The following is a 12,767-nucleotide window of genomic DNA, read 5'->3' on the forward strand; positions in this document are numbered from 1 at the left end:
AGACATGAGCCTTCGCTCAAGAGTGATCGCCACCCGCGACCCGGCAGGCGGCGACCCCGGAACCGCCACACCCGCCGACCGCGACGAGGGCCTGGTGGCCGTCTACCGCACCAAGCTCCTGGAGGAGATCGACCTCGCGGAGATGTCGTCGCTCCAGGCCGCCGAACGCCGGCTCCGCCTGGAGCGCGTACTCGGCCACATCATCAGCCGCGAGGGCCCGGTCCTCTCCTCGACGGAGCGCACCCAGCTGATCCGCCGCGTCGTGGACGAGGCCCTCGGCCTCGGCATCCTCGAACCCCTCCTCGCGGACGCCTCGATCACCGAGATCATGGTGAACGGCCCGGACTCGATCTTCGTGGAACGAGCGGGCCGGGTGGAGCAACTCCCGCTCCGCTTCGCCTCGTCCGAGCAGCTCATGCAGACGATCGAACGCATCGTCTCCACGGTGAACCGCCGCGTCGACGAGTCCAACCCGATGGTCGACGCCCGCCTCCCCACCGGCGAACGCGTCAACGTGATCATCCCGCCGCTCTCGCTCACCGGCGCCACGCTCACCATCCGCCGCTTCCCACGCGCGTACAGCATGGGCGAACTCCTGGAACTCGGCTCGCTCGACGAGCACATGCTGATGTTCCTCGCGGCCTGCGTCCGCGCCCGCTTCAACATCATCGTGAGCGGCGGCACGGGCTCCGGGAAGACGACTCTCCTGAACGCCCTCTCGGCGCTCATCCCGTCCCACGAACGCATCATCACGATCGAGGACTCGGCGGAACTCCAGCTCCAGCAGGAGCACGTGATCCGCCTGGAGTCCCGGCCCGCGAACGTGGAGGGCAAGGGCCAGATCACCATCCGCGACCTGGTCCGCAACAGCCTGCGCATGCGCCCCGACCGCATCATCGTCGGCGAGGTCCGCGGCGGCGAGACGCTCGACATGCTCCAGGCGATGTCGACCGGCCACGACGGCTCGCTCGCCACGGTCCACGCGAACACGGCGGAGGACGCCCTCACCCGCCTCCAGACCCTCGGCTCCATGTCGGAGGTGGACGTCCCCTTCGAGGCGCTGCGCGACCAGATCAACTCGGCGGTGGACGTCCTCGTCCAGCTCACGCGCGCCGCCGACGGCTCCCGCCGCATCACCGAGATCGCGCTGCTGATCTCGCACGGCCGCGAACAGTTCAGGATCGCGTCCGCGACCCGCTTCGTCGCGCAGCCCTACGTCTCCGGGGCCACGGACGACGAGATCCGCCGGGTCCGCGGCTACTACGAACACCTCCCGCTGCCCCGTCTCCTCGCCGACCGGCTCTACGTGGCGGGGGAGGCGGTGCCACCCGCGTTCGGCGTCGTGGAGTCGGTGGACGAACGCAACACGAGGGAGGCGACGGGATGACAACTGCTGTCCTACTGGCCCTGGTTGCCACGGTCTTCGCCTGTGTCGTCGCGATCGCGGGCGTCCACGCGCTGGCTTCGGGGCGGGCCCGGAGCCAGGATCTGGTCGACCGCCTGGACGCGTACCCGGCGGGCGGCGACCCGGCCGCCGGCGGCGTGGGCGGCCGGGCCCGCCGCTTCACCACCATCGACCGCCGCCTGCGCCGCACGCGCCTGGGCCGCTCGGTGCACCTGCGCCTGTCGGCGACGGGCCTGGACGTGACGGCGGGCGAGTTCTCGGTCTACGTAGCCGTGGTCGCGGTGGGCCTGTGGCTGCTGGCGGCGTCGACACTGGCACCGTTCTTCGGCCCGATCGCGGCACTGGTGACCATCTACAGCGCGCTGATCTTCCTCAACTGGCAACGCCAGAAACGCATCGAGGCCTTCATCAACCAACTCCCGGACGTGGCCCGCCTCCTGGCGAACGCGACGGCCGCGGGCCTGGCGCTGCGCACGTCGCTCGCGATGGCGGCGGACGAACTCGAAGCGCCCGCGGGCGAGGAACTCTCACGCGTGGCCGACCAGTTGGCACTCGGCCGCTCGGTGGACGACGCCCTGGACGAACTCGCAACCCGCCTACCCTCCCGCGAACTGGTCGTCCTCGTCACCACGCTGGTCCTCTCCAACAAGGCGGGCGGCACGGTGGTCTCCTCCCTCCGCAATCTCACAAAAACGCTGGAGGACCGGAAGGAGACCCGCCGCGAGATCCGCACGATGCTCTCCGAGGTCAACGCGACGGCCTTCACGGTCCCGCTCCTCGGCCTCGGCTCCCTCCTCCTGATCAACTCCTCGAACGACGGGGCGTTGGCGCGCGTGACGGACTCGGGAATGGGCCGGGCCCTGATCCTCATCTCACTCGCCCTCTACGGCATCGGCTTCTTCGTGATCCGCCGCCTCGGCCGAATCGAGGTGTGAGGAGACGATGTCGACAACGATGATGGGCGTACTCCTCGCGGCCCTTACGGGGGTGGCGGTCCTGGGGATCTGCCTGGGCATCCGCATGTACCGGGCGGACGCCAAGGTCCCCAGCGACCTGGCCCTGGCCCTGGAGGTGGGCGCCAGCCGGGTCTCCACCACCGGCTCCGCGGTCGACCGCATCGGCATGCGGTTCGCGCCGCTGGTGCTGCGCCTCATGGGCCCGCGCCGCGTCGACGCCAAGCGCCGGAAGATCGACATGGCGGGCAACCCGGGCGGCCTGACGATCGACCGCTACGCGGCGCGCAGGGCGGTGTACGGGATGTTCGGCCTGATCATGGGCCTGGTCTTCCTCTCCGCCGACAGCCCTCTCTTCGGGCTCCTGACCCTCGCCTTCGGCGCGCTGGCGGCGGACGCGCTGATCTGGCAGGCGGTCCGCGACCGCAAGGAAGTCATCGACCGCACGCTCCCCGACTTCCTGGACGTCCTCGCGGTGGTGGTCTCGGCGGGCCTCGGCTTCCGCCAGGCGCTTGACCGGGTCTCGGAGAAGTACGAGGGCCCGTGGGCCGACGAACTCCGCATCACGCTCCGCCAGATGGACATGGGCGTCCCCCGCCGCCAGGCCTTCGACGAACTCCGCCGCCGCAACGCCTCCGAACAGGTCGCCCAGTTCGTCTCGGCGCTGCAACAGGGCGAGGAACTCGGCTCCCCGATCGCGGACACCCTCATCCAACTCGCCACGGACATGCGCCGCACGGACGCCCAGAACTCCCGCCGCCGTGCGGCGAAGACGATTCCGAAGGCGACGATGGTGACGCTGGTGTTCATGTTGCCGGCGACGATGATCTTGATCGGAACGGGGATGTTCCTCGGTTCCGGAACCAACTTCGGCTCGGTATTGGGTCGTTGAGTGTCCTACGTAAGGGGGTTCCGGCGATGACGGGCGACGCAACGCGCCGACAACTTCCGGTCAAGCGCGACCCCTTACTTGGCGAATACGGGTGCAGAGGGTTGCGCTCCACGTACGTTGCGTGTGTTGATTTGGTTGCCTTGGCGAAAGTGTCGGAAGTGGTGAAAGGGGGCTCCCGTGATCAGGGACAAACTGCTCGGGGTGTGGGTGACGTGGACCAATACGCTGGGAGAGCGGGTTCGGGGGGCTCGGCGGGATTCCGGGGCCGGGTTTGTGGAGTACGCGGGGCTGATGATTCTGATCGCGGGGATTTTCGTGGCGATCGATGGCCTGGGGCTCGACGGGATGATTTCCAACGCGATCCTGGGCGCCATCAACAACGTCATCGGTGGTTGAGTTCGTCGCACCTTTGTGGTGATCGGGGATCGACCCTCCCGATCTACATCTGGCTGACCGCCATCCTGCTCTTCGCCGCCTTCGCCTTCTTCGCCTTTGCCCAGGCCGCGTCGGCGCGCAACGGCGCCCAATCGGCCGCAGACGCAGCGGCGTTGGCGGCTGCCCAGTCCGCGCGCGACGAGTTGATGCTGGGGCTGGGTGACGCGCTCGAAGGCGGCGACAACTGGTTGGACTGGCTGGACGGCATGGACCCCAAGGACGACGGTGCGCCGGGGGCCGCGGCGGGTCGTCTGGCAGCGGCCAATGACGCCGAAGTCGTGAACGGCCCGGCCTTCACGAAGGTCAACGGCCACCCGGGTTACGAGGTAGGCGTGGAGACCCTCCACACCGTGGGAGACACGATCATTCCCGGCACGGAGAACCAGCGGGCGAAGGCGCACGCCACGGCGGTCGTACAGCCACGCTGCGACGTTCCGCTGGACGCCGACCCGAAGAAGCCCCTGCAACTCACCTGCGACGGTAAGACGGTGGACTTTGACCCCGAGGACTTCGACCTGGACGAGTTGCCGGACGCGTCCGACCTGTTCGCCGTCCGCCTTGCCGACTGACGAGAGAGGGAAGCCGTAGCGATGAAACTTCGGCGCACTACGACGACCCGCCGGGCGCTGGCCGCGGTGGCGATCACGACCGGCCTGGTCCTCTCCGTGGCCGGCTGCGGAGGCGATGGCGACAAGGCGGACGACGCCCCCAAATCCTCCGCCCCGGCGCAGCAGGAGAGCGGCGACAAGCAGAAGGAGTCACAGTCGCCGTCCGCGGAACCGCTGGCCGAGGTGAAAGGGCAGGGCGGCATCGCGCTGTCCGTCACATCGGCGAAGCGGGATGGGGGAGGCTTCCTCACCGTTGAGGGCACCGTCACGAACAACACGGGCAAGCCGTGGGCGGTCGTCGACTGGCGCGGCGACGAGAAGGAGTTGGCGTCAAACGGTGGCTCGATGGCCGGTGCTGCGCTCGTTGATGAGGCCGGCAAGAAGAAGTACCTCGTCCTGAGGGACACCCAGGGGCGCTGCCTGTGCACCCGCTTCACGGGTGGTGTGCTCAATGGCGAGACGAAGGACTGGTACGCCCAATTCCCGGCCCCGGCCGAGGGCACCACCAAGGTCAGTCTCCAGGTTGGCGGCATGCCTCCCGCCCCCATCGAGATCACCGAGGGCGATTGACATGCCCCGACGTCACCTGACCGCGGCCGCGCTCACGGCCCTCCTGCTCACCACGGGCACAGTGGTGGCCCACGCCGACGATGAACCGTCAACCCCGCCCGGCACCGGATCGACCGCCGCACCCCCGGACGTGGACGCCAACAACCCCGGGCTCAAGCTCGCCGACGGGGCCACCCTCGCCCCCGCCAAGGTCCTGGACATCAAGTCCGTCGTGGAGGACCTCTCCGGCGAGGAGCGCCGTACGGACACCAATGAGGACGTGACGTTCGCCCTTCAGGCCGAGGTCCTCTTCCCCAAGGACAGCTCGAAGCTGAACCCCGACGGGAACTCCCGGATCCAGGCGATCGCCGACGAGATCAAGAACCAGAAGGCAAGCTCCGTACGCGTCTTCGGGTTCACCGACAACCTCGGCTCGTACGCCCACGGCCTCAAGCTCTCCAAGAACCGCGCGGAAGCCGTCCACGACGCTCTGACCGCGGCGCTCGGCGCGCAGGGCTCGGACATCACGTTCCAGGTCAGGGGTTACAGCGAGGACTACCCGATCGCGGACAACGACTCGGAGCAGGGCCGGAAGAAGAACCGCAGGGTCGAGGTCTCCCTCCCGAAGTCGAGCTGACGCGGACAGGCCCGCGGGAGTACGGAAGTACGCGAACACGCGAACACGCGAACACGCGAACACGCGAACACGCGAACACGGGACTGTGACGGAGGACTACGAAGAGGCCGTAGTTCGCGGTCACAGCCCCACGCACCGGTGGCAGGGACCGTCGCCGGATCAGTCCACGTACACCGGCAGCCGCTCCACCCCGTACACGATCGACAGCTTCCGGAACTCCAGCTCCGAGGGCTCCACCGCGAGCCGCAACTCCGGGAAGCACCGCACCAGTTGGGGGAAGGCCGCGCGCAGTTCCATCTTGCCGAGTTCCGCGCCGATGCAGCGGTGGATGCCGTAGCCGAACGCCAGGTGGGACGAGGAGGGCGGGCGCGCGGGGAGGAAGGCGTCCATATCGTCGTCGGCCCCGCCGAGCCGGGGATCGCGGTCCGCCGCGCTCAGCGAGACGATGACTATGTCGCCGGCGGCGAGCGGCACCCCGCCGATCTCGGTGTCCTCGCGCGCGAAGCGCGGGAAGGCGGTCTGGACGACCGTGAGGTGGCGCAGGAGCTCGTCGACGAAGGGTGCCGCGACCGTCGCCGGGTCCTCCGCGTCGCGCAGCGCCGTGAAGTGCTCGCGGTCCTTCAGCATGATCATGGTGCCGAGGGCGATCATGCTCGCCGTCGTCTCCAGGCCACCGGTCAGGACGCCGTCCGCGAGGCCCGTGAGCTCCTCGTCGGTGATGTTGTCGCCGTGCTCGCGCACCAGCATGCCGAGCAGGCCCTCGCCCGGGTTGCGGCGCTGCTCCGCGACGACGCCGCGGAGGTAGTCGAGCGACTGGGAGACCGCGCCGAAGGAGGCTCCCGCGCCGCCCAGCACATCGAAGCGGGCGACCGAGAACTGCTGGAACGCGTCGCGCTCCTCGTACGGGACGCCGAGCAGCTCGCAGATGACGAGCGCGGGGACCGGCATCGCGAAGTGCTCGACGAAGTCGGCCGTGCCGTCGGGCGACTCCCGGGCCGCCTTCTCCAGATGCGCCAGCTGCTCCTCGATGATCGAGTGGATGCGCGGCGTGAGCCGTGAGAGGCGGCGCATCGTGAACTCGGGCGTCAACAGGCGGCGCAGCCGCGTGTGGTCCGGCGGGTCACAGAAGCCGAGGCCGCCGGGGTGCTGCTCGGCCTCGGCACCGCCCACCCCCACCAGGTTGCGGAAGTCGTTGCTGAACGCCTTCGCGTTGCCGAGGACCTCCTTCGCCTCGTCGTAGCCGGACACCAGCCACACCGTCATGCCGGGAATCGGCAGTTTGCTGACGGGTTCGCGGTCGCGCAGCGCACCGATCTCGGGGACCGGGTCGACGCCCTCGCGGCGCAGCGGCAGCAGCGCGGCGTCGGGGAGTTTCGACAGCACGGACAGGTCGAGGCTTCCCCCCTTTCTGCGCAGCCGGGAGAAGTAGAGGCGGGTCAGCCAGGTCGCTATCGCGGAACGTACGGACATGTGCTCGCATTTCTGCGGTGAGGCGGTAGGACGGACGGGCCTGATGGAGGTGTGGGGCTGGAGAATGCCGGTGGGGAACGCCAAGGGTACGTGCGATCCCCCTGTTCTACGGAAGAGGGCCAACCCCCACCCCCACCCGGGGGCTACCCCCAGTACCGGCGAAATCGAGATGAATCCGACCGGGTGTGACTGCGATCATGCGCAGCATGACCACTTCCGACAACCTTCGTCCCACTCATGCGGACCGCCCCTACGAAGAGCTCGTCGCCGAGGCCGTCGCCGCTCCCACCGAGGGCTGGGACTTTTCCTGGTTCGACGGACGGGCCACCGAGGAGCGGCCCTCCTGGGGGTATGCCCGCCTCATGGGGGAGCGGCTCGTCGGTGCGGAATCCGCCCTCGATCTGCACACCGGTGGGGGTGAGGTGCTGAACCTGGCCCCGAAGCTGCCGTCCCTGATGGCGGCGACCGAGGGGTGGCCCCCGAACGTCGAGAAGGCCACCCGCCTCCTGGGCCCCCGGGGCGTGGTCGTCGTCGCCTCGCCCGACGACGCCCCGCTGCCCTTCGCCGACGCGGCCTTCGAGCTGGTCACCGCCCGCCATCCGGTGAAGGCCCACTTCACGGAGATCGCCCGCGTGCTGCGCCCCGGCGGCACGTACTTCGCCCAACACGTGGGCCCCAGCAGCGTGTTCGAGCTGGTCGAGTACTTCCTTGGGCCGCAGCCGGCCGAGGTGCGCGAGGGGCGTGACCCGTACGCGGAGCAGCGCGAGGCGGAGGCGGCCGGACTGGAGATCGTCGACCTGCGCGCCGAGCGGTTGCGCATCGAGTTTCATGACATCGGGGCCGTTGTCCACTTTCTGCGCAAGGTCGTATGGATGGTCCCTGGCTTCACAGTTGACGCCTACGATTCCCAACTCCGGGCGCTGCACGAGCAGATCAAGCGGGAAGGGTCGTTCGTGGCCCACAGCAGCCGCCATCTCATCGAGGCACGCAAGCCGTAACTGGCGCCTCTGGCCACCTCCGTAACTCTGGCCTCTACAGCCGTCTCGCGTAAGGTCCCGCCCCATGAGCCACACGCAATTCAGCCAAGCTTTCCTGTACGAGACCGAGCGGCACGCGGCGTGGGGTGGCGCTCAGCTCGAAGCTCTCATGGGGTTCCTGCCCGAAGGGGCGTCGTGGACGGCCGACCTGCCGACATGCCGCTACCGGCAGGGCCACGTGGACATACGGGTCGGCGTTCTCGGTACGTATGACGCCGCCCAGCGGTCGTGGATGTGGGGCTGGGCCAACCCCGAACTGCGCGGCACGCCCGTCGCGGCGCTCTCCGAACAGGTGGGGCGATTCGGCCAGAGCCGGGGGATAGCCGAGTTCACGACCCAGGTGCTCGACCTGTCCGGCTTCCCCGACCCCCGCCGGGCCGCCGAGACCCTCGCCTTCGCGGGGATGGGCGTGGCGGGCGCTCCCGGCTACATAGGCGTGCCCGCGAACCCGGAGACCCAGGTCTACTTCCTGCCCGAGGACCCGCAGGTGCCGCGCGCCCCTCTCGACCCGGTCACGCTGCCGCGCACGCTCGTCCAGGCCGAGGGCCTGCTCGGGGTCGACGCTAGGCGCCTGGTCGCGGGCTTCTTCGACCACCACGGGGTGGCGTACCGGGACAACGGCGGGCAGATCGCCGCGGAGCTGCCCGGTTCCGTCCCGGCCGAGATCGGCTTCGACGAGGCGGGCCGCATCGCCGGCATCCGCCTCGCCTTGCACTGAAGGCGGCGCGACCGCAGAAAACCGCGACCGCAGAAAACCGCGACCGCAGGAAACCGCGACCGCAGAAAACTACGCCTCGTCGCGCAGTCCGATGCGCAGGTGCTCCACATGGAAAAGCGCCTGGTCGAGAAGCTGCGCGACGTGGTCGTCATACAGCGCGTAGACGATCGAGCGTCCCTTGCGCTCACCGCTGACCAGGCCCAGATTGCGCAGCAGCCGCAGCTGGTGCGAGCACGCGGACTGTTCAAGGCCTGCCGCCTCCGCGAGGTCGCCGACCGCACACGGCCCCTCCTGAAGGCGGGCCAGGATGCGCAGCCGGGACGGGGTCGCGAGGGCCTGGAGCGTCGCCGCGACATCCGCCGCGCCCACGGCGTCGAGCCGCTCGCGCGTGCTGCTCTTGTGATCGATTCCATGGCCCATGGGCTCATCGTATCCAGGTGACGACCGTCTGCCATGGCATGCATGAAGAGGTCTTCATGTGTTCCTGTATCGTGAGCCCCATGCCTGCACCCGTGTCCGCCTCCGCACCGGCCGAGGCCGCCGCGACCGCCCCCGCCGCGCCACGCGCCACCCACGGCTCCCGCACCCCGCTGCTCGCCCTCCCCGAGGCACGCTGGGCGGCGACCGCGACCGCCGCCTTCCTCCTCGCCCTCCCGCTCCAACTCCTGGGCGCCACCGCCTGGTTGTGGGGCCCGCTGTACGCCGTCGCGTACGTGGCCGGGGGCTGGGAGCCCGGACTCGAAGGCCTCAGGGCGCTGCGCGAGAAGACCCTCGACGTCGACCTGCTCATGGTTGTGGCCGCACTCGGCGCCGCCGCGATCGGACAGGTCATGGACGGCGCCCTGCTCGTCGTGATCTTCGCGTCCTCCGGCGCCCTGGAGGCCCTCGCCACCGCCCGCACCGAGGACAGCGTGCGCGGACTGCTCGACCTGGCCCCCGCGACCGCCACCCGCCTCACCGTCGACGGGACGGAGGAGACCGTCCCCGCCTCCGAACTCGCCATCGATGACGTCCTGTTGATCCGTCCCGGCGAACGCGTCGGTGCGGACGCCCGCGTCGTCGACGGCGCGAGCGACGTCGACCAGGCCACCATCACCGGCGAACCCCTGCCCGTACCCAAGACCGTCGGCGACGAGGTGTTCGCCGGCACCCTCAACGGCACCGGCGCGCTGCGCGTCCGCGTCGCCCGCGACCCCTCCGACACGGTCATCGCCCGCATCGTCGCCCTGGTCGAGGAGGCCACCCGCACCAAGGCGCCGACCCAGCTGTTCATCGAGCGCATCGAGCAGCGCTACGCGCTCGGCATGGTCGCCGCGACCCTCGCGGTCTTCCTGGTCCCGCTGGCCTTCGGCGACGCGCTCACCGACGCCCTCCTCCGGGCCATGACCTTCATGATCGTGGCCTCGCCGTGCGCCGTGGTGCTCGCGACGATGCCGCCCTTGCTGTCGGCGATCGCGAACGCGGGCCGCCACGGCGTGCTCATCAAGTCGGCGGTGGTGATGGAACGCATCGGCCGCACCGACACGGTCGCCTTCGACAAGACGGGAACACTGACGGAGGGCGTCCCCCAGGTGACGGAACTCCACCCCGAACCCCCGTACACGGAGGCCGAGTTGCTGACCCTGGCGGCATCGGTGGAGCAACACAGCGAACACCCGGTGGGCAGGGCGATCGTAAGGGCGGCAACAGACCGCTCTCTGCCCCTGTACCCCGTAGAGGCATTCGAGTCGACTCCCGGAAAGGGCGTCTCGGGCAAGGTATCTAGGGGCGCGGGGAACTGCGCACCGATCGCCGCCTCCGCCGAGCCCGCGGACAAGCCCCTCGAAATCTCCGCGGGCTCCCCACCCCACATGGGCCTCCACCCCACAACAACCCCCGGCACCGAGGTCGCCGTCCAGGTAAACGGAACCCTGGCCGGCCGCCTCACCCTGACCGACACACTCCGCCCCACCGCGCCGGAGGCGATCCGCGCACTGGCCGCCCGCACGGGCACCGCCCCGATCCTCCTCACCGGCGACCACGCCCACGCCGCGGCGGCCGTGGCCCACCAGGTCGGGATCGCCCCCGGCGACGTACGCGCAGGCCTCCTGCCCGACGACAAGGCGCACGCCGTACGTGAACTGGCGGACGCCGGCCGCACCGTCCTCCTGGTCGGCGACGGAGTCAACGACGCACCCGCGCTCGCCGCCGCGCACACCGGCGTGGCCATGGGCCGCGGCGGCTCCGACCTGGCCCTCGAAACCGCGGACGCCGTCCTCGTACGGGACGAGCTGGGCGCCCTGGAGCGCACGGTGGCGCTGTCCAGGAACGCGCGCCGCCTGGTCGTCCAGAACCTCGTCATCGCGGGTGTGTTCATCGCCGGGCTCGTGATCTGGGACCTGGCGGGGCATCTGCCGCTGCCGCTCGGCGTCGCGGGGCACGAGGGCTCCACCGTCCTGGTCGGCCTCAACGGCCTGCGCCTGCTGCGCGAGCGCGCCTGGACGCACTGAGCAACCGATCCGGATCGTTATCGATACGCGATCCAATGCGGCCTAAGAATCACGTAAGTTCAGACCAACGGCAATTCGCGCGAGCAAAGCTGCGCGTCGGTACCGCGCAGTGGAGGGGGCTGCGCGGTGCTCCGGCCGCAATCACGCCATTCACCCGTGGCGGAGCCCGAAGGGCCGCCCCCGCGTCAACCACGCGTGTGACACGGGAGAGGGACGCCACGCCGGGGGCGGAGGATCCCCCGAATCGGGGCCGCGAACCCCGTCCAACCTGCTGCGGGGCGGCTTGAAAGCCCCCTCCTGGAGTCGCCGTACGACTTCGGAGCGTAGTTGTGGGGCGCCGATGCGAGCGTCCGCACTTACGAAGGGTTATGGTGGAAACCCCCCCTCGGGCCGGTCCGTATCCCCCCCCACGGACCGGCCCGTTTTTTGTCCCGGACTTCCCCGGGTCAACCCCCACTCCCGTTACGGGAGTTCAGCGCCGGCCGTTCCAGATGTTCGTGCCCGCCGTGGTGACGGCGAACGAGTCGATTTCGGTCAGCTCCTCGTCGGTCAGCTTCGGACCTTCGAGCGCGGCCAGGTTCTCCTCCAGCTGCTTGACGCTGGAGGCGCCGATCAGCGCCGACGTCATCCGCTCGTCCCGCAGCACCCAGCTCAGCGCCATCTGCGCGAGGGACTGGCCGCGACGCTGCGCGATGTCGTTCAGCCCGTTCAGCCGGCGGACGACGTCCTCGCTCAGCAGGTCCGGGTCGAGCGACTTGCCCTGCGTCGCGCGTGAACCCTCCGGGATCTCCTTCAGGTACTTGCCGGTCAGCAGCCCCTGCGCGAGCGGCGCGAAGGAGATGCAGCCCATCCCGGCCGCCTCCAGCGTGTCCAGCAGATTGTCGTCCTCGGTCCAGCGATTGAGCATCGAGTACGAGGGCTGGTGGATGATCGCCGGGACGCCCATCTCCCGCAGCAGGCGCGCCGCTTCGGCCGTCTGCTCGCTGGTGTACGAGGACACACCCACGTACAGCGCCTTGCCCTGCTGAACGGCGGAGGCGAGCGCGCCCATCGTCTCCTCGAGCGGCGTGTCCGGGTCGAAGCGGTGCGAGTAGAAGATGTCCACGTAGTCGACGCCCATCCGCTTCAGGGACGCGTCGAGCGACGACATCAGGTACTTGCGGCTGCCCCACTCCCCGTACGGGCCCGGGTGCATGCGGTAGCCCGCCTTGGTCGAGAGGACAAGCTCGTCCCGGTACGGGGCGAAGTCCTGCGCGAAGATCTTGCCGAAGTTCAGCTCGGCGCTGCCGGGCGGCGGCCCGTAGTTGTTCGCGAGGTCGAAGTGTGTGACGCCCAGGTCGAAGGCACGGCGGAGGATCGAACGCTGACTTGCAAGTGTGCGGTCGTCACCGAAGTTGTGCCACAGTCCGAGGGAGACGGCGGGGAGCTTCAGGCCGCTGCGGCCCGTGCGCCGGTACTCCATGGAACCGTACCGGCCTGCCGAGGCGACGTAAGGAGAGGTGTCGTTCATGGCTACGAAGCTACGTCAGGTCCCTGACACCCCACAGCCGACACCTAGCTACGCCCGAGTAGGC

The 12,767-nt window shown here is 69.6% G+C and carries 13 protein-coding genes; 10 read left to right on the forward strand and 3 right to left on the reverse strand.

Translation table 11 applies throughout. The features are described 5' to 3' along the window. Positions 1-4 precede the first annotated feature (4 nt). From OG746_RS09910 to OG746_RS09940, 7 genes are all read left to right on the forward strand, one after another. Entirely contained in the window at positions 5-1,387 is a 1,383-nt protein-coding gene (locus OG746_RS09910) for a TadA family conjugal transfer-associated ATPase (protein WP_266713555.1), read from the forward strand. Further along, positions 1,384-2,340 carry a type II secretion system F family protein gene (locus OG746_RS09915; RefSeq protein WP_266713557.1) on the forward strand — a complete coding sequence of 319 codons (957 nt, stop codon included), beginning with the start codon at positions 1,384-1,386 and terminating at the stop codon, positions 2,338-2,340. Before OG746_RS09910 ends, OG746_RS09915 begins: the two co-directional genes overlap by 4 nt. Before the next feature lie 7 nt (positions 2,341-2,347). After that, positions 2,348-3,250: a DUF5936 domain-containing protein gene (locus OG746_RS09920; protein ID WP_266713559.1), complete on the forward strand. Its 903-nt coding sequence runs from the start codon at positions 2,348-2,350 to the stop codon at positions 3,248-3,250. Between the two features lie 177 nt (positions 3,251-3,427). Then, positions 3,428-3,646 carry a hypothetical protein gene (locus OG746_RS09925; RefSeq protein ID WP_524540389.1) on the forward strand — a complete coding sequence of 73 codons (219 nt, stop codon included), beginning with the start codon at positions 3,428-3,430 and terminating at the stop codon, positions 3,644-3,646. Then, positions 3,643-4,254 carry a pilus assembly protein TadG-related protein gene (locus tag OG746_RS09930; RefSeq protein WP_266713561.1) on the forward strand — a complete coding sequence of 204 codons (612 nt, stop codon included), beginning with the start codon at positions 3,643-3,645 and terminating at the stop codon, positions 4,252-4,254. The genes OG746_RS09925 and OG746_RS09930 overlap by 4 nt, the downstream gene beginning before the upstream one ends. A 21-nt stretch (positions 4,255-4,275) precedes the next feature. After that, positions 4,276-4,863: a hypothetical protein gene (locus OG746_RS09935; RefSeq protein ID WP_266713563.1), complete on the forward strand. Its 588-nt coding sequence runs from the start codon at positions 4,276-4,278 to the stop codon at positions 4,861-4,863. A gap of 1 nt (position 4,864) precedes the next feature. Continuing rightward, entirely contained in the window at positions 4,865-5,479 is a 615-nt protein-coding gene (locus tag OG746_RS09940) for an OmpA family protein (protein WP_266713565.1), read from the forward strand. 159 nt (positions 5,480-5,638) lie between these two features. Here the strand turns inward: OG746_RS09940 and OG746_RS09945 are convergent, their stop codons facing one another. Further along, on the reverse strand, positions 5,639-6,949 hold the full coding sequence (locus OG746_RS09945) for a cytochrome P450 (RefSeq protein WP_266713567.1): 1,311 nt from the start codon (positions 6,947-6,949) through the stop codon (positions 5,639-5,641). Between the two features lie 206 nt (positions 6,950-7,155). On the opposite strand from OG746_RS09945, the gene OG746_RS09950 reads away from it, so the two are divergent. Together OG746_RS09950 and OG746_RS09955 are read left to right on the forward strand one after the other, a co-directional pair. Continuing rightward, positions 7,156-7,947 carry a methyltransferase domain-containing protein gene (locus OG746_RS09950; protein ID WP_266713569.1) on the forward strand — a complete coding sequence of 264 codons (792 nt, stop codon included), beginning with the start codon at positions 7,156-7,158 and terminating at the stop codon, positions 7,945-7,947. A gap of 64 nt (positions 7,948-8,011) precedes the next feature. Then, entirely contained in the window at positions 8,012-8,704 is a 693-nt protein-coding gene (locus OG746_RS09955; RefSeq protein WP_266713571.1) for a DUF6882 domain-containing protein, read from the forward strand. A 69-nt stretch (positions 8,705-8,773) separates the two neighbouring features. Here the strand turns inward: OG746_RS09955 and OG746_RS09960 are convergent, their stop codons facing one another. Beyond that, the gene (locus OG746_RS09960) at positions 8,774-9,124 is read right to left on the reverse strand and encodes an ArsR/SmtB family transcription factor (protein WP_266713573.1); all 351 of its coding nucleotides are present in this window, start codon (positions 9,122-9,124) and stop codon (positions 8,774-8,776) included. Positions 9,125-9,204: 80 nt separating this feature from the next. Between OG746_RS09960 and OG746_RS09965 the strand changes: the two genes are divergently transcribed. Next, entirely contained in the window at positions 9,205-11,193 is a 1,989-nt protein-coding gene (locus tag OG746_RS09965) for a heavy metal translocating P-type ATPase (RefSeq protein ID WP_266713575.1), read from the forward strand. Positions 11,194-11,665: 472 nt separating this feature from the next. Here OG746_RS09965 and mgrA read toward each other — a convergent pair whose 3' ends face one another. Beyond that, positions 11,666-12,703, reverse strand: a complete 1,038-nt coding sequence (gene mgrA / locus OG746_RS09970; protein ID WP_266713577.1) for an L-glyceraldehyde 3-phosphate reductase — start codon at positions 12,701-12,703, stop codon at positions 11,666-11,668. Between the last annotated feature and the right edge of the window lie 64 nt (positions 12,704-12,767).

The organism is Streptomyces sp. NBC_01016 (assembly GCF_026341035.1).
Classification (GTDB): Bacteria; Actinomycetota; Actinomycetes; order Streptomycetales; family Streptomycetaceae; genus Streptomyces.